At 64.1% G+C, this 21,130-nt stretch carries 22 protein-coding genes; 9 read left to right on the plus strand and 13 right to left on the minus strand.

The window, feature by feature from the left end:
* Position 1: 1 nt before the first annotated feature.
* Genes rdgB through RCH11_RS12675 form a run of 4 tightly spaced genes read right to left on the minus strand, consistent with a single transcriptional unit; the run spans position 2 to position 3,735 of the window.
* On the minus strand, positions 2-607 hold the full coding sequence (gene rdgB, locus RCH11_RS12660; protein WP_327057375.1) for an RdgB/HAM1 family non-canonical purine NTP pyrophosphatase: 606 nt from the start codon (positions 605-607) through the stop codon (positions 2-4).
* On the minus strand, positions 604-1,371 hold the full coding sequence (rph, locus tag RCH11_RS12665; protein ID WP_327057376.1) for a ribonuclease PH: 768 nt from the start codon (positions 1,369-1,371) through the stop codon (positions 604-606). The genes rdgB and rph overlap by 4 nt, the downstream gene beginning before the upstream one ends.
* Positions 1,368-2,222, minus strand: coding sequence for a glutamate racemase (gene murI / locus RCH11_RS12670; protein ID WP_327057377.1), 855 nt, complete (start codon positions 2,220-2,222; stop codon positions 1,368-1,370). Before murI ends, rph begins: the two co-directional genes overlap by 4 nt.
* 52 nt (positions 2,223-2,274) lie before the next feature.
* Positions 2,275-3,735 (minus strand): cryptochrome/photolyase family protein, encoded by a 1,461-nt coding sequence (locus RCH11_RS12675; protein WP_327057378.1) that lies wholly within the window; start codon positions 3,733-3,735, stop codon positions 2,275-2,277.
* Between the two features lie 44 nt (positions 3,736-3,779).
* On the opposite strand from RCH11_RS12675, the gene RCH11_RS12680 reads away from it, so the two are divergent.
* Positions 3,780-5,084 (plus strand): nicotinate phosphoribosyltransferase, encoded by a 1,305-nt coding sequence (locus RCH11_RS12680; protein WP_327057379.1) that lies wholly within the window; start codon positions 3,780-3,782, stop codon positions 5,082-5,084.
* Positions 5,085-5,183: 99 nt separating this feature from the next.
* Here the strand turns inward: RCH11_RS12680 and RCH11_RS12685 are convergent, their stop codons facing one another.
* The 4 genes from RCH11_RS12685 to RCH11_RS12700 form a co-directional block, all read right to left on the minus strand.
* Complete coding sequence (locus tag RCH11_RS12685; protein ID WP_327057380.1) at positions 5,184-6,164, minus strand: hypothetical protein; 981 nt, start codon at positions 6,162-6,164, stop codon at positions 5,184-5,186.
* Between the two features lie 159 nt (positions 6,165-6,323).
* Entirely contained in the window at positions 6,324-6,587 is a 264-nt protein-coding gene (locus RCH11_RS12690; RefSeq protein ID WP_185202991.1) for a DUF3039 domain-containing protein, read from the minus strand.
* 38 nt (positions 6,588-6,625) lie between these two features.
* On the minus strand, positions 6,626-8,203 hold the full coding sequence (locus tag RCH11_RS12695) for an ABC transporter permease (protein WP_327057381.1): 1,578 nt from the start codon (positions 8,201-8,203) through the stop codon (positions 6,626-6,628).
* A complete protein-coding gene (locus tag RCH11_RS12700) occupies positions 8,179-9,000 on the minus strand; it encodes an ABC transporter ATP-binding protein (RefSeq protein ID WP_327057382.1) in 822 nt (273 codons plus the stop codon). The genes RCH11_RS12695 and RCH11_RS12700 overlap by 25 nt, the downstream gene beginning before the upstream one ends.
* Before the next feature lie 88 nt (positions 9,001-9,088).
* Here RCH11_RS12700 and RCH11_RS12705 point away from each other — a divergent pair, with 88 nt between their 5' ends.
* The 6 genes from RCH11_RS12705 (at position 9,089) to RCH11_RS12730 (ending at position 13,562) form a co-directional block, all read left to right on the plus strand.
* Positions 9,089-9,661, plus strand: coding sequence for a hypothetical protein (locus RCH11_RS12705; RefSeq protein WP_327057383.1), 573 nt, complete (start codon positions 9,089-9,091; stop codon positions 9,659-9,661).
* Between the two features lie 254 nt (positions 9,662-9,915).
* Complete coding sequence (locus tag RCH11_RS12710) at positions 9,916-10,608, plus strand: phosphocholine cytidylyltransferase family protein (RefSeq protein WP_327057384.1); 693 nt, start codon at positions 9,916-9,918, stop codon at positions 10,606-10,608.
* Positions 10,609-10,662: 54 nt separating this feature from the next.
* Positions 10,663-11,475, plus strand: a complete 813-nt coding sequence (locus RCH11_RS12715) for an ABC transporter permease (RefSeq protein ID WP_327057385.1) — start codon at positions 10,663-10,665, stop codon at positions 11,473-11,475.
* The gene (locus RCH11_RS12720; protein ID WP_327057386.1) at positions 11,475-12,221 is read left to right on the plus strand and encodes an ABC transporter ATP-binding protein; all 747 of its coding nucleotides are present in this window, start codon (positions 11,475-11,477) and stop codon (positions 12,219-12,221) included. The genes RCH11_RS12715 and RCH11_RS12720 overlap by 1 nt, the downstream gene beginning before the upstream one ends.
* Positions 12,218-13,057: a hypothetical protein gene (locus tag RCH11_RS12725; RefSeq protein WP_327057387.1), complete on the plus strand. Its 840-nt coding sequence runs from the start codon at positions 12,218-12,220 to the stop codon at positions 13,055-13,057. The genes RCH11_RS12720 and RCH11_RS12725 overlap by 4 nt, the downstream gene beginning before the upstream one ends.
* Before the next feature lie 208 nt (positions 13,058-13,265).
* Positions 13,266-13,562 (plus strand): hypothetical protein, encoded by a 297-nt coding sequence (locus tag RCH11_RS12730; protein WP_327057388.1) that lies wholly within the window; start codon positions 13,266-13,268, stop codon positions 13,560-13,562.
* Between the two features lie 17 nt (positions 13,563-13,579).
* Here the strand turns inward: RCH11_RS12730 and RCH11_RS12735 are convergent, their stop codons facing one another.
* Entirely contained in the window at positions 13,580-13,888 is a 309-nt protein-coding gene (locus tag RCH11_RS12735; RefSeq protein ID WP_327057389.1) for a helix-turn-helix domain-containing protein, read from the minus strand.
* Positions 13,889-14,198: 310 nt separating this feature from the next.
* Between RCH11_RS12735 and RCH11_RS12740 the strand changes: the two genes are divergently transcribed.
* Together RCH11_RS12740 and RCH11_RS12745 are read left to right on the plus strand one after the other, a co-directional pair.
* Positions 14,199-15,452: a CDP-glycerol glycerophosphotransferase family protein gene (locus RCH11_RS12740; RefSeq protein WP_327057390.1), complete on the plus strand. Its 1,254-nt coding sequence runs from the start codon at positions 14,199-14,201 to the stop codon at positions 15,450-15,452.
* Positions 15,449-16,954, plus strand: a complete 1,506-nt coding sequence (locus RCH11_RS12745) for a CDP-glycerol glycerophosphotransferase family protein (protein ID WP_327057391.1) — start codon at positions 15,449-15,451, stop codon at positions 16,952-16,954. Before RCH11_RS12740 ends, RCH11_RS12745 begins: the two co-directional genes overlap by 4 nt.
* Before the next feature lie 43 nt (positions 16,955-16,997).
* On the opposite strand, the gene RCH11_RS12750 is transcribed toward RCH11_RS12745, so the two are convergent.
* The 4 genes from RCH11_RS12750 to RCH11_RS12765 form a co-directional block, all read right to left on the minus strand.
* Complete coding sequence (locus tag RCH11_RS12750) at positions 16,998-18,047, minus strand: glycosyltransferase family 2 protein (RefSeq protein ID WP_327057392.1); 1,050 nt, start codon at positions 18,045-18,047, stop codon at positions 16,998-17,000.
* A gap of 139 nt (positions 18,048-18,186) precedes the next feature.
* The gene (locus RCH11_RS12755) at positions 18,187-19,647 is read right to left on the minus strand and encodes a S1C family serine protease (RefSeq protein ID WP_327057393.1); all 1,461 of its coding nucleotides are present in this window, start codon (positions 19,645-19,647) and stop codon (positions 18,187-18,189) included.
* A gap of 103 nt (positions 19,648-19,750) precedes the next feature.
* Positions 19,751-20,275 (minus strand): PKD domain-containing protein, encoded by a 525-nt coding sequence (locus RCH11_RS12760; RefSeq protein ID WP_327057394.1) that lies wholly within the window; start codon positions 20,273-20,275, stop codon positions 19,751-19,753.
* Between the two features lie 251 nt (positions 20,276-20,526).
* Entirely contained in the window at positions 20,527-21,093 is a 567-nt protein-coding gene (locus tag RCH11_RS12765) for a hypothetical protein (protein ID WP_327057395.1), read from the minus strand.
* Between the last annotated feature and the right edge of the window lie 37 nt (positions 21,094-21,130).

Consider the following 21,130-nt stretch of genomic DNA (forward strand, 5'->3'; position numbering starts at 1 on the left):
TCTACGTGGGCTGACCTAACAGCAATTCGCGAACGATCGGAATCAGAGCCTCGAAGGCGCGACGGCGATGACTGACCGAGTTCTTTTCATCCGGGTGCAGTTCCGCCACCGAGACGCTGTATCCGGTGGCTCTGAACACGGGATCGTAACCGAAGCCGCCTCCGCCAATCGGTTCAAGCAACACGGCCCCTGGCCAACGACCGAGCACGACAGTCTCGCGGCCGTCGGGCAGCACGAGGGCCGCAGCGCACACGAACTCGGCGCTGCGATCATCCGCCCCCTGCAGGTTGGTGACGAGCAGTCGCACGTTGTCCGCGTCGTCCCTGCTGCCCGCGTACCGCGCCGAATGGATGCCAGGGGCGCCGCCCAGCGCCGCCACCGTGATCCCCGAGTCGTCGGCAATCGCCGCGAAACCGGTGTGTGCGGATGCCGCCCGCGCCTTGATCAACGCGTTCGCTTCGAAGCTGTCGCCGTCCTCCACCGGCTCGGGCCCGTCATAGGCCAGAAGGTCGAGCCCATCCAGCCGCGCGCCGAGAATCTGCCGCAATTCTTCAACCTTGTGCGCGTTGTGGGTGGCGAGTACCAGGGGGACGAGCGCACCGGTCATCGGGCCAAGCTCTCCACCTGCAACGCCGCGAGTTGGAGTGTGGTGAGATCGGCCGCGCCGCCCAGAGCGAGATCGAGAAGAGCATTCAACTCCACGCGATCGAATGGCGCGCCCTCGGCCGTTCCCTGCACCTCGACGAACAGGCCACGGCCGGTGACAACCACGTTCATGTCGGTCTCGGCGCGCACGTCTTCCGTGTAGGCGAGGTCGAGCATCGGAGTGCCGCCGACGATACCGACGGAGACCGCCGCGACGCTGTCGATGAGCGGTTTCGCATTCTGCCCGATGAACTTCTTCCTTCGGCCCCATTCGAGGGCATCGGCGAGTGCGACATACGCCCCGGTGATTGCCGCCGTGCGGGTGCCACCGTCGGCCTGCAGCACGTCACAGTCGATGACGATGGTGTTTTCTCCGAGCGACTTCATGTCGACGACGGCACGCAGCGATCGGCCGATAAGACGGGAGATCTCATGAGTGCGTCCACCGATTCGCCCCTTCACCGATTCGCGATCCATACGGTCATTGGTGGAACGGGGAAGCATCGAGTACTCGGCGGTGACCCAGCCCTTACCTTTCCCGGTCATCCAGCGGGGCACTCCGTTGGTGAATGAAGCCGTGCAGAGAACCTTCGTGCGTCCGAACGAAATGAGAGCGGATCCCTCTGCTTGGTCACTCCAGCCGCGTTCGATGGTGATCGGTCGCAGCTGGTCGAGCGACCGGCCGTCTGCGCGGGGGCGAGTCGTACTCGGGTCTGTTGCGCTCATGGGGTGTCGTCTTTCTGGTTGAGAGTTGGCAGGGAGAGCGCACCGGTTTCCACGAGTTCGACCGTGGATACCTCCGGCCCGAGAAATCGGCGCACGAGGCGAGTGAAGTCGTCCGGCGAGTCGCCGGTCGCGACGAAGGTGTGGATGGGCCGAGTGGCTGGGCCCCGTTCGATTCCGTGCTTCACGAGGGTGCGATACACATCGAACGCGGTCTCCTCCGCGCTCGAGACGAGCGTGACATCCTCGCCCATCACGTATTGGATGGCAGCGGACATGAGGGGATAGTGGGTACAGCCGAGCACGAGGGTGTCCACCCCGGCGTGCTTGAGCGGTGCCAGGTAGTGCTCTGCGACCTCGAACAGTTCCGGGCCACTCGTGACGCCCGCCTCGACGAATTCCACGAAACGCGGGCACGCCTCGCTGAAGAGCGAGAGGTGCGGAGCCGCCGCGAACGCGTCGTCGTAGGCGCGGGAGCCGATGGTGCCGACCGTGCCGATCACTCCGACCCGGCCGTTGCGGGTCTGTCGCACTGCCGCTCGCACCGCCGGTTGGATCACCTCGACCACCGGGATGCCGAGGGCCTGGGTGTACCGCTCACGGGCATCCCGCAGCATGGCCGCCGAGGCCGTGTTGCAGGCGATCACCAGCATCTTCACACCCTCGGCGACGAGGTCATCCAGCACTTCGAGGGTGTAGCGGCGCACGTCAGCGATGGGCTTGGGCCCGTAGGGCGAGTGCGCGGTGTCCCCCACATAAAGGAGCGATTCGTGCGGCAGTTGGTCGATCACCGCTCGGGCGACCGTGAGTCCGCCGACGCCGGAGTCGAAGATCCCGATCGGCGCGTCGTCCATAGGCACTGAGTTTACGCGGGCCAGTGCGACGCGGTTGCCGATACCTCGCGTGCTAAAGACCGGTGCGATGACGCTCCTGTTCAACCACCTGCTCCCGGTCGCTCAGCCGGCGTAAGCCAGCGAGCGGCTGAGCCATCCGGAAGTTTCCACGGATCACGGGTTCCACCCGATCGAGAAACGCCCAGTAGCCGGCGGTGACCGGGCAGGCATCCGGTCCGAGCCGCACCTTTGGATTGAACCTGCAGCCTCCGCAGTAGTCCGTCATCTTGTTGACATAGGCGCCGCCGGCCGCGTAGGGCTTCGTCGCGACGATGCCGCCATCGGCAAACAGGCTCATGCCCACGACATTCGCCGGCATCACCCACGGGGTGCCGTCCACGAACATTCCGATGAACCACTCGTTCAGCTGCTTCGGGTCATAGCCGCGCTGCAGCGCCCAGTTGCCGATGATCATGAGCCTCTGGATGTGATGCGCCCACCCGTGCTCGCGCACTCCACCGATCGTCTGGCTGAGACAATTGGCTTCGATCGCGGATGCTTCGAGCTCGAGTAGCTCGCGAGGGACCGGTATCGTCGCACCGAGGGCGTTGCGGTTCACGTAGTCTTCCCCCAACCGCCAGTACAGGTGCCAGACCCAGTCCCGCCAGCCGCAGAGCTGGCGCACGATCCCTTCCACGCTGCCGATCGGAGCCCGGCCGGCGCGATACTCGGCTTCGACCCGATCGATCACCTCGCGCGGATCCAGCAGGCCGAGGTTCAGCGGCGCACTCAGCAGCGAGTGCGCCATGGTCCAGTCGCCCGTGAGCGTCGCATCCTCGAACGGGCCAAAATCGCCGAGACGGGTCTCAATGAAATCGTCGAGAGCGCTCTGTGCCTCTGCGCGCGTCGCCGCAAACCGACGCGCGCCATCGTCGCCGACCAGGTGAATCTCGCCCGAAGCTTGCCAGCGGTCGAGATCGGCGCGCACCTCCCGGTCGATGTCGTCTTCTTCGGGCCACCACGGTTCGGGCAGTCCGAGCGAAGCGGCCTTCTTCGGCGGCGGCTGCCGGTTTTCGTGGTCAAAGTTCCACTGCCCGCCGGACGGGGCGTCGCCATCCATCAGGATTCCGGTGCGGTTTCGCACCCAGCGATAGAAATCCTCCATGATCGGCTTGCCCTTTCGAGCATCAGCCCACCGGGAGAAGTCTGCTTCAGCCGTGATGAAGCCGCGGCTGGGGAGCACCTTCGCACCCACCGACTCCGCGAGGCGACGGGCGAAGTATGAGGTCGGATCGACCACTTCGAGGTCATCGCGACCCACCACCACCTCGCGGTAGTGTTCGACCTGGTGAAATTCAACCCGGTCGCCGAGCTCCGCAGCACGGTGCCGGATGGCCGAGAGCAGCAGCTGGGCCTTGGCCCGGTGGATCGGCGCATGGCGTAATTCGGATCGGGACTCGACCAGGAGCATCGGCCCCCCATCGTCAAAGGCGTCGCCAAGTTGATCGGGGAAGATCCAGCGAATGCGTGTCATTCGCGTTACCGTACACGGACAATCTGCTGGCTAGGCTGGCTACCGTGACCGATGCCGTATCTTCGCTGCTGACCGACCGCTACGAGCTCACAATGCTCAACGCGGCTATCCGTGCTGGCACGCATGATCGCGAGTGCGTCTTCGAGGTCTTCGCCCGCCGTCTCTCCGGCGGTCGGCGCTATGGGATCGTCGCCGGCACGGGGCGCCTGCTCGATCTCATCGAAGACTTCCGCTTCACCGACCTCGAGCTCGACTGGCTGCGGGACAACACCGTCGTGTACGACCGCGCTCTCGACTGGCTCGCCGGTTATCGCTTCACCGGCACCATCTCCGGTTACCAGGAGGGTGAGGTCTACTTTCCCGGCTCTCCCCTCCTCATCGTGGAAGGCACCTTCGCCGAGGCCGTGATCCTCGAGACCCTCGCACTCAGCGTGCTCAACTATGACTCGGCGGTCGCGACGGCCGCGTCCCGCATGGTGTCGGCCGCGAGCGGCCGCCCTCTCGCCGAGATGGGATCACGACGCACTGGCGAGCGAAGCGCCGTTGCGGCAGCCCGGGCAGCGTTCATCGCCGGCTTCGCAGCCACCAGCAACCTCGAAGCCGGTCGCAGCTGGGGGGTGCCAACGATGGGCACCTCCGCCCACTCCTTTACCCTCCTCCACGACACCGAAGAGGATGCCTTCCGCGCCCAGGTAAACGCGCTCGGCCCTGGCACTACCCTCCTCGTCGACACCTACGACGTGGTCGCAGCCGTCGACCTCGCGGTGAAGGTGGCCGGCACCGGCCTCGGCGCAGTGCGCATCGACAGCGGAGACCTGCCCGAGCAGGTGGCAGCCGTGCGCCGCCAGCTTGACAGTCTCGGTGCCGTTAACACCAAGATCACGGTCACCAACGATCTTGATGAGTTCACTATCGCTGCCCTGCGCGCTGCGCCGGTTGACTCCTACGGGGTCGGCACTTCGGTAGTGACCGGGTCGGGCTCCCCCGCTGCCGGGCTCGTCTACAAGCTCGCCGCGCGCAAGGATGCCGCGGGCGCATGGATCTCTGTGGCCAAGCAGTCTCCTGAGAAAGTCTCGGTCGGGGGACGCAAGTTTCCGGTGCGGGAGTTCACCGCGGCAGGGAAGGCGAGCGCCGAAGTGATTCACGTCGGTGAGCCAGAGGCTGCGACATCCACCCACCGTCCGTTGCTGGTGCCGCTGATGGTCGACGGAGTCGCGGTGGAGCGATTCCGCGGGGTCGCCGGAACGGCTCTCGCTCGAGAGCATCGTGCCGCAGCGATCTCGGAGCTGCCCGAGGAGGCTTTCCGTCTCAGCCGCGGCGACCCGGTGATTCCGACGCGATACGCCTGAGATCCGCCCGCGAGCTTCGCGAACCGCGCCGACTTGTCGCTTGGATTTCGTATTCGCGACATTATGCCGCAGTTCGCGGCGCTGTGCGGTGAGGTGCGGTCAGCGCCTCGCCGGCGGAACCCAGAGCGGCTGCGCTGTGTCAGGATGCCAGCCTCGCTGTTCGAGACGACGCCAGAGCCGGGCGACGAAAGGATTCGGGTCGCCGAACACATCATCCGCGTGAGCGCGCAATCCGGACCATCCGCCGTCGGTAAACATTTCCATTCTGGTGACGTCTGACCGGAACTTGGCCCTGGATGAGCGGTGATAGTCGCCCTCGTACTCGACGAGGGTCCGATATTTCGGCCAGCACAGGTCTGTCATTGCCAAGTGCTCCCCCGTCTGGTCCCGAACCGTGAGGTTGAGCCGAGGTTCGGGAATTCCCGCTCGCAGCACCTGCAGACGGATCAGGCTTTCCGGCCGAGAGAGTGGCCCCCGACGCACCTCCTCCGCTGCCTGGCGGAGCTTCTTCGAACCACGATTCCCTGCCCACGACACCGCCATAAGCCGCAGTTCATCCACGGTCGCGAGAGCTTCGGGGCCGGTCACCAGCGCGTCGCCCAGGGCGACCAGGTCATCGAGATCGAGCGCGCTGGCGAGCTGCGACCACATAAGGGCGGCCGAGACGATCGGCAGCACGAACAGGGCATCATGGGCGAAATCCCGGTGTACGAGATCGCGATGAGCCCAGAGTCGGTTCGCCACCTCGTGCCCGACCACGCCAGCGCCATTCGGTGGATGATGTCCCTGCGGGATCGAGACATCGAGGGAGGGACTGTGCAGGTAGAGCGGCAGCGGGAGCCCGAGTAATAGCGCCGCGGTCTCATGGCTGAACGCGGCATCCAGGCGCATCCGTTCCCGGTAGGCCCGACACTTCCAGGCGATGCCCTCCGGCACGGGATGTGACTGCCGGATGCCGTGGAAGGGCGCGGTCAGATCCCCTGCCCTTAGCCGTCGCCGGGAGACCCCGTTTGCCAGACCGGTCGCGCAGGAAAACGGCGCCGCTTCAAGCCAGGAGGGGAGTTCTGACGGACGGACCATCCGTCGAGCCTCGCGCTCGAAGCGGTTTCGCGCCGAAGTTGTCCACCGATGCGTTTCGCCGAGTACGCGAACTGCGCCACGTGGTCGCCTCTCGCGCCGTCACCCAACAATCTGGCGCAGTTCGCTCAGCCTGAGCTCGCGCAGCACCGTGCTTGCGAACTACTTCTTCAGCCCGTCGTAGATCTCTTTGCAGGTCGGGCAGACGGGAAACTTCTCCGGATCGCGGCCCGGCGTCCACACCTTGCCGCACAGCGCGATTACCGGCTTGCCGCTGAGTGCCGAAGCAAGGATCTTCTCCTTCTGCACATAGTGCGAGAAGCGTTCGTGGTCACCCTCCTCGATCTGCTCCTGGTTCAGAAGTTCTTCGAGTTCGCGGTCCAGCGTGTCTGTGCCGCCGCCGCCTTGCTGTGTGTCGCCGCTCATTCCACTATTTTACGCGGCCGCAGGCGGCGACGTCACGATCACTGGCGCAGCGTAAACGCCAGGAGCTCAGGAGCCCGACGGGTGAAGATGCGTCCGCCCCACAACACCCCGAGTGCGAGAAGCACCAGACCGAGTCCCACGCCCACCACAAGCGTCACGAGGGGCCAACTGTGCACGCCGGGGTTCAGAAGGCCCAGCGCGGCGAACAACAGGGCGGGCAGCGACAGCACAATCGCGGCGAAGAAGGCGACCGACTGGATGAGGCCTGCGCCCGTACCGCTCGCCTGTGGCTGGGCGAAGGGACTGTCTCCCGGGCGCACCGACGGGTACGGGAAGCGGGCCGAGACCACGCTCGACACCCCGAGCCCTGCGAAGAGCAGGCTCGAACTCACGCCGATCAGTGACGGCAGAACAGAGTTGTCCCCCGAGATCGCCACCGAGATTGGCGAGCCGATAAGCACGAGCGGGATGCCGATGAGAAGGGCAGGAACCAGGCGCCCGAATCGGTCGGCCCAGCCCGGGGCGTTCGATGCCAGGTGCAGCCACACCGCCGAGCTGTCGAAGGCTACGTCGTTGTGGGTCGACCAGGCGAGGAACAGGCACATCACCGGCACCGGTACGAGCGCGAGCACAGAATCGGGAACACCGGCGACCGCAAGCGCGATCACGAACAACAACGGCGCAACCGGCACGGCCAGGAGGGCAGTGTGATACCGCGCGTCGCGGATCCAATAGGTGACGCTCCGGGCCGCGATGGCGCCGACCGGCGAGTCCGGCAGCCGACCGAACCAGCCGAGTCCCCGATAGTGCGTGCCACCCTCCCGACGCGGGGAAGAGATAAGCAGCCATCCCACCAGTGCACGCCAGGATAACCAGAGCAGCCCCACGACCGTGAGGGAGATGAGCAGCTTGAGCACGGCGGCGCCAACATTGCCGGATGCCACCTCAGCCGGTGCGGACCACACCGCTCCCAGAGGCGTCCAGCCCGCGACATCCGCGACGGATTTGAGCACGGCCAGACCGTCCCGATTCCAGTCGACCGAGGCAAGCACTGCGACGACCGGAGCAAGTGACATGAGAGCGATGAGCACGATCAGCGTGGTAATTTCCCGCGCGCGGCGGGTGGCGAGCAGCAGCGAGGCGAGCGAGCTCGAAACTCGCGCACCGAGCACGCAGGTGGCGATGATCACGACTGCGGAGATGCTGGCGAACAGCACCGAGAGAGGATCACGCGCCCAGGTTACGACCTGCGCGACCGCGATCGCCGTGATGAAGAGAGCGGGCAGTCCGACCAGGCCGGCCAGCGCAAGGGCTGACGCAAGTCGGTTGGTCGGAAACCCGAAGAGCGCAAAGGAGCGCGGGTCGAGAGCGTGGTCCACACCGAAGGCTAGAGGCACCGCCAAAAATCCGAACACGATCACCGACCCGACCGTTACGGTGATGCTGCCCGCCAGCAGCGGGTCGACCCGCCGGAGAGCGGCGAGGCCCTCCACCGTCACGCCGGCGGCACCCAGGGCGTACAGGAGTCCGATGACGATGCCGACGACCTGCAGCGGACTGCGGCGAAACAGGTTCAGGATCAGCCGTAGTTTCAGTCCGAGAAACTGTGCAACCACTCCATGCCCTCCGCTGTCTTGCGACCTCCAGCAAGTTCGAGAAACCTTGCTTCGAGCGACCCGGCACCGCGTACGTCCGCCATCGTGCCCGACACGAGTACTCGGCCATTCACCACGATCGCTACCCGGTCGCAGATACGCTCGACGAGGTCCATACTGTGGCTCGACAGCACGACAGTTCCCCCCGCCGCGACATACTTCTGAAGGATCGACGTAATGTTCACCGCTGATACCGGGTCCACCGATTCGAATGGCTCGTCGAGCACAAGCAACCTCGGGGAATGGATCATTGCGCAGGCCAGGGCGATCTTCTTCGTCATGCCCGCCGAGTAATCGGAGACGAGACGCCCGAGCGCGTCTTCGAGGCCGAATGCCGCAGCGAGGTCGGCAGAACGCCGCTTCACCGTGCGGGCGTCGAGCCCCCTCAACGTTCCGGCGTAGTAGAGCAGCTGGCTGCCGGTGAGCCGGTCGAAGAGCCTCAGTCGATCCGGAAGCACCCCCATATTGCGTTTGGCCACCGCCGGATCGGTCCACACGTCGGCACCGTGAACTGACACGGATCCGCCGTCCGGCCGGAGCAATCCGGTCACCATGGACAGCGTTGTGGTCTTGCCGGCTCCGTTCGGACCGACGATGCCGAAGATGGTGCCTGCGGGCACCGAGACGCTGATGTGGTCGACCGCGACGGTGTCGCCGAACCGTTTCACCAGTTCGGATACGACCAGCACTACCTCACTGGCCGAAATTTCATTTGGGGATGTCGCCGGGGAAGGCGAGCGGATATCGCCGACGATCATCGCGGAAGGTACGACGTCGTTGGAGGCTACGGGGCGCTGGGCCGACCGACTTGGGGCTGGTGAAGGGGCCGGCTCGGCGGGTGCGGTAGTGGGCGGCGCCGGAGCGCGCACGGAGGTTGACCGAGGAATCGTCGACCGAGGAATCGTCGACCGGGGAATCGTCGACCTCGGCGGGGTGGTTGTGGGCGGGGTGGTTGTCGGCGGGGTAGTAGTTGTCGGCGCGGCGGTTACCGACGCGGCGCCTGGGAGGGCGGTGTCCACCTCGGGAATAGTGGGTGCCGCGGCCAAAGCTGGCGGGGGCGTCGGCGCGGGAGTTGGGCGCTTCACCGGAGCCCGAGGTGTCGTAGTCCTGGGGGTAACCGAGCGCGGAGTCGAAGCTCGCGCTGCTGCCGGCTTCGCAGTCGGTGGCTTCGCAGTCGGTGGCTTCGCGGTCGCCGGCTTCGCGGTCGCCGGCTTCGCGATCGCCGATTTCGATGCGGAAGGACGTGGCGCAGTCGTGCGTGGCGCAGTCGTACGGGAGGCAGGCGCACGAGAATTCGACGGTTTGCGGGCCTTCGGGGCCGATACGGGAGGTGTTGTCGGGGTCTCAGAATCGTCGCCGGAAGTTGGAGCCGCCGCTGCTCCTTTTGGCTTCTCCTCAGGCTCTGAATCCACCCGATAACCGTACCAATGCCGACTGGGATGCCTGTGCGAGAACCCGGTATCTCATCACAAATTGAAAACGTCCTGCACCCGCCTCTGTGCCAAATTGGCCCGAAAAGGTACAGTGATAATGCACAAGGATGTGTCCAGGCAACAGTCTGGGGATTAATAAGAGGTGAATCTCTCTGGGATCGCCGCCTACCGGCGGCCGAATGTCACAGCGATTCAGATGCTTGCCCCGGTCAAGACCATCGCCAATTGAGGAGACCAATCGTGAGCACGCAGATCGTGATACTTGCCGCCGGCATGGGTAGCCGTCTCGGCCGCTCGCTGCCGAAGCCGCTCACCGAACTCAGCGACGGCCGCAGCATCATGAAGCAGCAGTTCGACAACATCCACCATGCTTTCGGCACAAGTGCCAAGGTCACGATCGTTGTCGGCTACAAGCTCGAGCACATCATCGAGGCCTTCCCCACTGCCTCCTTCGTCTACAACGAGCAGTATGACCAAACCAACACCTCAAAGAGCCTCATGCGGGCACTTCGCGCGTCCGGACAGGGCGGTGTGCTCTGGATGAACGGCGATGTGGTGTTCGACCCCGAAGCGCTCGTTCGCGCCGCGAAGATGGTCGAGGCAGACCGGTCGTTCGTCTCGGTCAATACCGAGAAGGTCTCTGATGAAGAGGTCAAGTACACGGTGGATGCCGAGGGCTACATCAACAAACTCTCCAAGACCGTAAAGGGTGGCCTCGGTGAGGCCGTCGGCATCAACTACGTCGCGCGCGGAGACAAGGCCGCCCTCATCCGCCAGCTTCTCCGGGTCGACGACCAGGACTACTTCGAACGTGGTATCGAGTTGGCAATCGAGCAGGACAAGCTACGATTTGAGCCGGTAGATATCTCCGACCTCTACGCCGTAGAGATCGACTTCGCGGAAGACCTCGAGCGGGCGAACCTCTTCGTCTAGCATCCCCTTTCGCGTTCGTCACTCGGAGTCCGTAACGCTAAGGACCCGCAACGCGTGAGTGCACTTCTCGAAGTACGCCCCGAGCGCTCGGATTTTTCGCGCTATCGGCATTCCCTGTGGCTGCTGACGACACGTGACCTCAAGGTGCGCTACTCGACCTCGTTCCTCGGCTACTTCTGGTCGATCCTCGACCCGCTGGTGATGGCGGCGATTTACTGGTTCGTCTTCACCGTGATCTTCCAGCGCGGCGTCGGCCATGAGCCATATATTGTCTTCCTCCTCACAGCGCTTCTACCCTGGACCTGGTTTAACGGAAGTGTCTCGGACTCCACGCGGGCCTTTATCAAAGAGGCGAAGCTCATTCGCTCGACACGCATCCCCCGCACGATCTGGGTGGCGCGCCTCGTGCTGTCCAAGGGCATCGAGTTCATCGTCAGCATCCCGGTGATCATTTTCTTCACGCTGCTCACTCTCGGGACCTCGAATCCTGCCCGCCTGCACATCGAGGTGCTGCTCGTGCCGCTCGCCATCCTGATGCAGGCCGTGCTCACTCTCGGGGTCGGGCTGATCGTCGCGCCCCTCGTGGTGTTCTTCCGCGACCTGGAACGCGCGGTAAAGCTCGGGTTGCGCTTTATGTTCTACGCCTCCCCGGTGGTCTACGGACTGGTGAATGTGCCGAAAGACTTTCGGCCGTTCGCCGCGCTCAACCCCATGTCTGGCATCCTCTCGCTCTACCGCTCGGCATTCTTTCCCCAGGAACTCAACTGGTTCGACGTGATCGTGAGCGCAATCCTGTCCCTGGTGATCCTCGGAATCGGGCTGCTCGTCTTCCGCCGCACCATCAAGACCGTTCTGAAGGAGATCTGATGACCGTCGCGCCGGTGATCGAAGTGACGGATGCCGGCATCCGCTTCAAACGCAATCAACGTTCCCGTCGCAGCTTCAAGGATCTCTTCGCTGGGTCGAAGCGCCGAAGTCGCCCCGACGAATTCTGGCCGCTGCGCAACGTATCGTTCAGCGTCGCGCCGGGCGAGGCGATCGGTGTCGTCGGCCGGAACGGGCAGGGCAAGTCCACTCTCCTGAAACTCGTGGCCGAGGTGGTGTTCGCTGACGAAGGAAGTGTGCGCGTCGACGCGGGCGTCGCGCCGCTGATCGAAATCACCGGCGGATTTGTCGACGACCTCACGGTGCGCGACAACGTCTATCTCACCGCCGGGCTTCATGGCATGAAGAGGTCTGAGATCGATGAGCGATTCGACGAAATCATCGCCTTTTCCGAGATCGGCGACTTTCTCGACACTCCCTACAAACACCTCTCCAGCGGAATGAAGGTGCGGATCGCATTCGCCGTGATCTCTCGTCTCGAGGAGCCAATCATCCTCGTGGACGAAGTGTTGGCCGTGGGTGACAAGGCGTTCCGCGAGAAGTGTTACCGCCGCATCGAGGAGCTCTTGGCGGGCGGGCGTACATTGTTTTTCGTGTCCCACAGTGAAAAAGATCTCCGACGTTTCTGCACTCGCGGCCTCTATCTGGACAAGGGTGCACTCGTGCTCGATGCTCCGATCGCGGAGGTGCTCGACCGGTACAACGCCGAGTACGGCGTGAAGCCATGAGTATTGTGCCCGGCAAGCTTCCGCGCAACCTGCCACCGCAGGTGGAGAAGGGTGTGGATCGGCTTCTGTCGGTGCAGCGCCCCGTCGTGCTGCTGCACATCCGCAGCATCCGTCGTCGCAATCCGAATGCCTCTCCCGCCCAGGTAATCAAGATTCTCGAGACCCGCTACCTCACCGCCGTCACCGCGGGTGGTGCTGCCGTCGGTGCGAGTGCGGTGATCCCCGGCGTCGGCGTCGGGATCTCGCTCGCCCTCTCCGGTGTCGAAACCGCAGGATTTCTCGAGGCGAGCGCACTGTTCGCCCAATCGGTAACCGAGGTGCACGGAATCGCTGTCGAGGACCCAGAGCGCGCACGCACGCTCGTGATGGTGATGATGCTCGGAACCGCCGGGTCCGACCTCGTGAAGCAACTGGCGGGGCAGGCCGCCGGCATCGGTCCGACGCGTGGCCGGTTCTGGGGTGAGCTTGTGACCAAGAGCCTGCCGCAGGCCGCGCTTGGGCAGATCGGCGACCGCATCAAGAAGTCCTTCGTCAAGCGTTTTGTCGCTACCCAGGGGGCGAGTGCCGTTGGTCGCGCCATCCCGTTCGGAATCGGCGCGGTCATCGGGGGCACCGGCAATCTCGTGCTCGGACGCAAGGTCGTGTCGAGTTCGAGAGATGCCTTCGGGCCCGCTCCCCTGCAGTTTCCCCTGGTGTTGGAACCCGTCGTGCGCGGCCCCGTCGTGCTGACGAGGCGCGCCCGAATCAACCTTCCCCGGTTTGGCAGCGGAACATCCGACTCGAAGACCCCGAAGACGCCGCGCCCACCGAGGAAAATTCGACCGCCGAAGCCATAGGTCGTGGGGCTCCTGTGCTCCGTTCTTCCCACAGGATTGACTCGGGAGCGAATGCGCGTCGAACGGCTGCCAGCTCGAACCCGCTGTCGACTCGCTCCGGTGTGACCGCCGGCTGAATTGTGACGATTCCCAAGCGACCTCTCCTCCACCGCGGCGTAGTCCGAGAGTCTCTGCCGTGCCGTCGTGGGCCGTCGGTAGCTTTCAAGCCATGACTGGCCCACGCTTCTCCACGTTCGATTCCGCCTACCTCGTGCCATTCCTCCTCGAGCGAGATGCCGGCCCGCGTCGGTACCTGCTCACCAACCGCGGACGCGAGCCGGTGGACGGTGTGACGGTGAGCCTGCTCGGGCCCGGCGTGATGCCGGCGACCGCGCCATCCACTCTCGAGGTGGGAGAGAGCCTTGAGGTGTTAGTTGCAGCCAGGGACCTCGCACGCAGCACCGTGCTCGTCGTGCGCTGGTTTCGGCCCTCGGGGGAGGAGTTTCTCTGGCGGGTGAGTTTCTAGCCGGGGAACACTCGAGCTCAGCCGTCGTGCTCGCGTCGACGGCGCTCGCGGATGAAGTCCGCGGCGGTGAAGGTTTCCACCAGATCCGGCAGCGCGTCGGCTCCGATCTTCGCGACCAGGACGGCGGGATCGATACCAAGCACAGATGCGATGCGCACCAGCGTGTGAAAGCTCGGATTGCCGAGCCCGCGTTCGATCTTGCCGAAGTTGGACACGTTCATGCCTGCGAGATTTGCGATCTCCTCTTGGCTGCACGCGAGTTTCACGCGCCGAATCCGGATTCGCTCGCCCAGGATGCGGGTGGCTTCGGAGATCGGTTCGGGCATACCCCATTGCTATCTGCCGCAGGGGGGAACTACCAGACGCTAAATCAGTGAGGCATTGATACCTTTTTATGCGAAAACGAATCTGCGCGACACTGACTAGTGCTTCGAGGCAGATCCTGTGCCATTGACACGTCCGCGCGGGTGAGCGCCGTTCCGGTCGATGGAGAGATGATGGCGCCCGGGATTGACTGCGCCAGTTGGGCCTGCGGGGCGTATCACTGCTACCACCGGCAATGGTTCGCACCATCCGCGCGCCCGTTTTGACGGTCTTCAGGAATGGCACCCGGCGCCCGGCTGCTAGGCTCCCCCCGTGCCCGGCTTCAGCTTTGCAACGGGGAATGCGAAGAAGCTCGCCGCCCTCCCGCTCTACGCCCTCGGGGCGGCAGCGAGCGTGCTCGTACCTCGGGCGGACGACCAGTGGGTGTTCGGCTGCGGTTCGGGAATCGGGGAAGGCTCCCTCGCTCTCTTCCGGTATGCAAGGCAGACGGATGCCGGTCTGCGACTCACTTGGCTCGCGCGAGACGACCGGGACCTGGCAACGGCCACGGCGCTCGGCATTCCCGCGGTGCTGAAAAGCTCCCGCCGCGGACTATGGCTCGCCCTGCGTGCCCGGGTTGCCGTCGTGACCCACGGTTTCGGGGATGTTAACCGCTACGGCCTGCGCGGTGCCGTCATCGTGCAGCTGTGGCACGGCATCCCGCTCAAACTCATCCAGTTGGACTCCGCCGCCACAACCCGCATCTCAGTGCCGCTCCTGTCTGCCCAGGTGCGGGGCCTGCTCCGTCGCTTCTACCGGGGTGGTTACCGCGCTATCGCGCTTATGCCTGCAGCGTCGGAACTGGCGGCATCGCGGTTGCGAACCGCATTCGCGCTGCCGGCGGATCGTGTCGTTGTTACCGGCGACCCGAGAGACGACGTGCTGTCATCGGGCGACCCATGCGAACGTGCGCAGACCGCGCGCGCCGTGCTCGCTGCCGCGCTCGAGGTAGAGCTAGGTAACTCCCGCGTGCTGCTGTACGCGCCGACCTGGCGCGACGGCGAGGCGGATCCAGCGGTACCGACCGAAGCCGAATGGTTGCGAATCGACGCCTGGCTGCGCGAGAACCAAGCCGTGCTGATTGTGCGCCCGCATCCGAACGGCGTCGGGGACTACGCGGCTGGAATTGCCGGTTCCAGCCGGATTCACCTGCTGTCGTCTTCACGCCAATCCGATCTCACCCCCATCCTTTCGGCAATACATCTGCTCATCACCGACTACTCTTCGGTCGCGTTTGACTATTCACTCACCGGCGGACCGATACTGTTTATCGCCCCGGACGAGGAGAGATACACCGGTTCGCGCGGTCTGTACGAGCCCTACCGCGAGTTCAGCGGCGGGCGCGAGGTGCGCACCTGGACGGGCATCCTCGACCAGCTCACCCTCTACGACACGAACGCGCAGTGGGCCGTAAGTGTGCGAGCGCATTCAGCCGCGCTGGAGGCGCGACACTTCGCCTTCCGGGACGGGCGCAATACTGAGAGAGTGTATTTCGAGCTCACGCGCCGCCTGAAGGCGCTCCAATGACCGCGCCCGCTCCGGTAACAGTGGTGGACACAGTTGTCGTGACCACTGGCCAACTGCCGTCGATCGTGTTCGAGGGACCGGGAGAAGCGCCCGCGGAGTTTCGGCTTCAGGCCTCCCGCCAGGTACTCCCGGCAGAACTTATCTCGCTGGGCAATCGCTGGTCAGCGCGGGTTCCGTTGCTCGTCTCGAATTGGAACGGGCCGCTTCTCCCCGCCCGATCCGGGCGATATTCCGTCGTCGCCACTGCATCCGACGGCTCGCGGATGTCGCTGCAGAAGCCCGCTGAGCTTCCTGCTCCCCAGCTGCTGCCCGGGGTGACTCGAGTTGTGGTGACGTCGGCTGACGGATCTCTCGTGGTGTCTCTCTCGGCTCCTCTCACTGATCGAGAACGCGGTCGGTTGCAACAGGCGTCTTTAGAATCCGACTACCGGGCCGCCAAGGATGAGCCCCTCAACGCGGTCTTTTTCGAGAGCTTCTACGGCCAGAATGCGTCGTGCAATCCGCTGGCCATCGATCGGGCCATTGCGCGGTTGCGACCAGACGTCGCGAGGTATTGGAGTGTCACTGACGCCTCGGTGTCCGTGCCGAGCGGGGCGACCGCCCTCATCGAGGGGAGTTCCGAGTGGTGGCGCATCCGCGGTTCCGCGCGCCTGCTCGTAGTAAACGACTGGCTTCGCAAGCGACTCCGCAAACGCCGCTACCAGACCGTTCTGCAGACCTGGCACGGCACGATGCTCAAGAAGCTCGCACTCAGCCGCGTGCGGCTGGGACTTCGTTCCGCGATCGCGACCCTGCGCGAACGCGGAAGGTGGGACATCCTGCTCGCCCAGAACCCCTACAGTCGGGGTATATTCCGTAGGGCGTATGCGTTTACTGGATCGGTGTGGGAAGAAGGTTATCCCCGCGACGACGTGCTGCTCACGGGAGATGCCGCGGCTGTTCGCGATCGGCTCGGCATCTCGTCGGGGGTTACCGTGCTGCTCTACGCTCCTACGTGGCGCGACGATCGGCCCGACCATGTGGACCATCTCGACGTGGCTCGCTTCGCCGATCTACTCGGCGACGAATACGTGACGCTGATACGTGGGCACTCCCGTACGCTGCTGCCTGGCGAGGACGTGCGCGCGCCGAACGTGCTCGACGTGACCGGGTATCCCGATGTCTCCGAACTCTTCTTGGTGGCGGATGCCCTGATCACCGACTACTCGTCGGTAATGTTCGACTTCACCGTTACCGGTAAGCCCGTCTACTTCTTCACGCCGGATCTCGATCACTATCGCGAGAAGCTTCGCGGGTTTTACTTCGATCTCATCCCGGTAGCACCAGGCCCGGTTGTCACCACGGTTGCGGAGCTGGCCGCTCTCGTACGGGATCGTGCTAACGTGCGGCGCCAGTTCACCGAGAAATACCGCGCATGGCGAGAACGGTTCAACCCCCGGGATGATGGTCACGCGGCCGACCGCGTGGTGCAGCGGCTCTTAGCCGAGGGTCTCATCGGCTGATGCCGGGCTGGCCAGATGTCGGGTTGGTCAGATGCCGGGTTGGTCAGATGCCGGTGCGAGAGGTATCGACGGTGTCGCGCGCGCCGCGCACGACACCCACGATGAATCCCACGCCCCAGCTCAGATGCATGGTGGGCAGCACGAGGAAGAACCTCCAGCGGTCCGACCAGCCCGGACCGCCGGCGCCAGAGAAGCAGAGCAGCACAAGCAGCGCGACATAGACGGCCGGACCGAGGTAAATCAGCGACAGCACAACATTCGGCAACCCTCGCAAAACCCCGGCCAGCTGCAATACCAGAACCAGGATGCTCAATGCCACGTTCGCAACGAGCAGCGGAGGCGCGAAAAATCTCCAAGGGTTGCGTGCGGGATAGCGGCGCACGAGTTCGCCGCGCCAGATACCTGTCGCCGTGAACTGGCGCACGAGCTTCGACCAGCTCTCCCGCGGCCAATAGGTGACCTCGAGCGACGGATCGAACCACACGGAGTGACCGGCGTTACGAATTCGCAGGTTGAGTTCCCAGTCCTCACCACGACGCACCGATTCATCGAACAGGTTAACCTGGTCGAGCACATCTCGGCGCAGCACACCGAGGTAGGCCGACTCTGCCGGCCCCTCCTCGGCTCCCCCGTGATAGCTGCCGCCGCCCAGCCCGAAGCGACTGTTGTAGGCCCGGGCCACCGCGGACTGGAAGGGAGTCTTACCCCGAGCCTGCATGACTCCGCCGACATTCGCGGCGCCCGTGCGAGTGAGAGTCTCCACGGCGCGGCGTGTATAGGTCGGATCCAGCTCGGAGTGGGCATCCACTCGCACGATCACCGGATGCCTGCTCGCACGGATCGCGACGTTGAGGCCCACTGGGATGTCGGTCGCTGGATTGAAGACAACGATGATGCGCTCGTCTTCTGAAGCGAGCATTTGCACAAGTTCCGTTGTGCCGTCCGTCGACGGCCCCAGGGCCAGGATGAGCTCGGTCGGTCCCGAATAGTCCTGCTCGAGCACCGTGCGAACGGCAGTCTCGATGTAGGCGACTTCATTGAGTACTGGGATGACATAGGACACTCCGGGCGGGGCGTGTACCTCGTTGGGCATGGGTTCCAATGTCTGGGCGGCAAGTCGGTCGAGCCTATCAGCCGCCTTGGTTGGAGCCGCGGCAGACGCAAAACGGACACCCGCTGCAGAGACTCACTCTGAAGCGGACATCCGTTTCGATAGCGGCGTAGCAGCGCTACTACTTGAGGGTTCCGAGCGTCACGTCGGCGGTACTGGAATTGCCGCCACGCACATAGGTGAGTGACGTGGTCGAGCCTGCTGCAAGAAAGCGCACCTGGGCGGTGAGGTCGGTACTGCTCGTGATCGGTGCGCCGTTGAACACGGTGACGATGTCGCCAGACTGCAGGCCTGCCTTCTCAGCCGCCCCCCCGGAGCTGATGTTCTTGATGCTGGCTCCAACCACGGTGCTGGTGCTCGTGGGTGAGACATCCCCCACGCCAGCTCCGAGCAGACCATGAGTGGCTTTGCCATTTTTGATGATCTCGTTGGCCACCCGTTGGGCGAGATTTGCCTGGATCGCGAAGCCGACGCCGATGCTGCCAGACTGCGAGGATGCACTGGTCTGGCCGGCGCTGGCGATAGCGACATTGATGCCGATGACTTTGCCATCGGAATTGAGCAGCGCGCCACCCGAGTTGCCGGGATTGATTGCCGCATCCGTTTGAATCACTGGAAGAGAAATTGTTGCTGGCGCGGTGGTTGACTGTCCCTGCGCGCCGCCCTGGCCGTTGTCGAACTGCCAGAAGTCGAAGGGGCTGCCCGACTTGGGCGTGCTGCTATCGCCGGTTTTCGGCGCCGCCGAGGAAGCGATCGAGATGCTCCGATTGAGGGCGCTCACAATGCCGTCGGTGACAGTGTTGTTGAGTCCGAGCGGGGCCCCGATCGCGATCGCGGTCTCCCCGACGTTGAGCTTGCTCGAGTCACCGAATTCGGCGGGGACGAGGCCGCTCGCGTCCTTCAACTTGATGACTGCGAGGTCAGCGATCGGGTCGGTTCCAATTACGGAGGCCGCGTAGAGGTGGCCATCGGTGGTCGTGACCTGCACGGTGGGGTCGGCGGTTTCCCCGTCGAGTGTTATGACGTGGGTGTTGGTGAGGATGTAGCCGTCCTTGGTGAGGATCACGCCCGATCCGGTACCCGATGCACCTTTGCCCGTCACAGAGATAGTGACAACGCTCGGTGCCGCCTTCGCGGCGACAGCAGTGACGTTGTTCACCTTCGAGGTGTCATTCACTGTGATGTTTTGGGGAGTGCTGTTCGAAATTGCGCTTGACGAATTGTTGCCTTGATTTGCCGAGACGGCCCACGCCGCGACACCTGCGCCGGAGACGCCTCCGACGAGGGCCCCGACGGCAAGTGCCGCAATGATGCCGACCTTGTTGGAGCGCTTGGTGTCCGCCGGTGCGGCGGGCGACCAGACGTAGTCACGATCGAGGGGCTGGGTGGATGCCGACGCGGTCGGGCTCCCCACAGCGGACTCGGGGCTGAGCGGCTGCGTCTCAGCTGCAGGAGCCGCCGACTTTGAGGCGGCACCATTATTCAATCGCGCCTCGGACTGTCCGAGTGTTTCTGAGTTGTCGATGGCGCTTGTGTCGCCGTCTTCGGCTCCGGAACGGGGATCCTGCGGTGCGTCGGTCATGGGGGCTGCTCCTTCCAAGCGGTGCAAGCTTCCACCGCCAACCTGTGCACTCTATATGGACGCGCTGAGAGCGGGCCGAAGCTTCACAGCAGCCGGTATCGTGTCATCGACAACCCGGCCCGGACGGATGTTGTGCGCAGTCGTGTCCGACGAGGACGGTGTTCGCGGCACCCGCTACGGCAACCAACCGATTGGCCGCGACGGGGATGGTGCCGGAGATCGAGACCCATGGCCCTCCCGCGTACTGATACTCGGCGCTGTACTCGATGGTGAGATCGATGGAATAGCTACCAGCCGTGCGGTAAACGTGGCTGGTGGCGGTGTGGTCGAATTCCCCTACCCCGGATGCCACCCAACTGGATCCTCGGGTCGATCGAGTGGCGCCCCTTCCGTCGCCGTACGACCACCGGTACTGCTCTGCGGTGAATCGTACCGATGCGGGCAGGTCGAGCAGTAGCCCCGTCTGCACACCGGACTCGACTGTGGCGTAGAAATTGGTGTCGAGCCCCACGACCATCCAGCCGTCTGGCTCCATGTGGTCGATGCCCGCGACAGGTGTGAAGTTGACGAGGTCGGCGAGAGTAATCGGCTCGGTGATCGAGTAGCCGTCCCGCAGAGGCGGCGGCATGGTGACGGCACTCCCGCCTCCACTGCCGTTGCCGTTGCCGCTGCCGCTGCCGCTTCCGTTACCGCTACCGGCCGAACCCGGGACGCCGACAGATCCGCGAATGTCGACACCGTTGCCATTAACGGTGCCGCTACTCGATGGGCATCCGCCAACGTATATGTCGGATTCTGAGCACGCTGCTGCCAAAGCAGAGCTGGATTCAAGCATTATTGTGCAGACGACAACACCAAGTACTGCAAAAGTTCCCAACTTCATTCCATTTCGCATATCCCACCGTCCAACCAAGGATCCCGCGATGTGACAACTAGTTGCTGTTTCGATTCGCGCCAGTCAGCAGAGACCTGAAAGGGTTGGCGCGAGGGGCGTTGAGGCGAAACAACAGAGGTGCCACTTTGGTCACGGACATCCACTCCTTCCACGTCAAGGCAGGCATAGATGCTCACTAATTCTTTGCCACTCACCGACTCTGGCGCAAATTTTTGTAGTGAGACGTGGTCAATCTTTGATTCTCCCACCGAGTGCAATCCTTGTTGTCTAAAGTCGGTATAGCCTGCCAGCGCTCCGTCCAACGCTTCCCCTGACGCGACCTGCTCAATTCGTTCAGGATTCTTGCCGCCATCTGCCAAAATCTCGTCCGAAACCCTCACGTACGCCGCATACGCCTTTGTCGCAGCCGCAAGCGCCTCGGCTTCGGTGGCGAACACGGGAGTCGCGCTGGGCTTCGGGGCAGTGCTGGCGGGAGTTGTCGTCGGCACGCAGCCGACCAGCACTAAAGCCACAACGAGGGCTGCGCCGGACACCCGAGCGATGATCCACATAACTACCGACGGTAGGGCACCAGGGGCACACCTCGCC

This window comes from Glaciihabitans sp. GrIS 2.15 (genome assembly GCF_035984695.1).
Classification (GTDB): Bacteria; Actinomycetota; Actinomycetes; order Actinomycetales; family Microbacteriaceae; genus Lacisediminihabitans.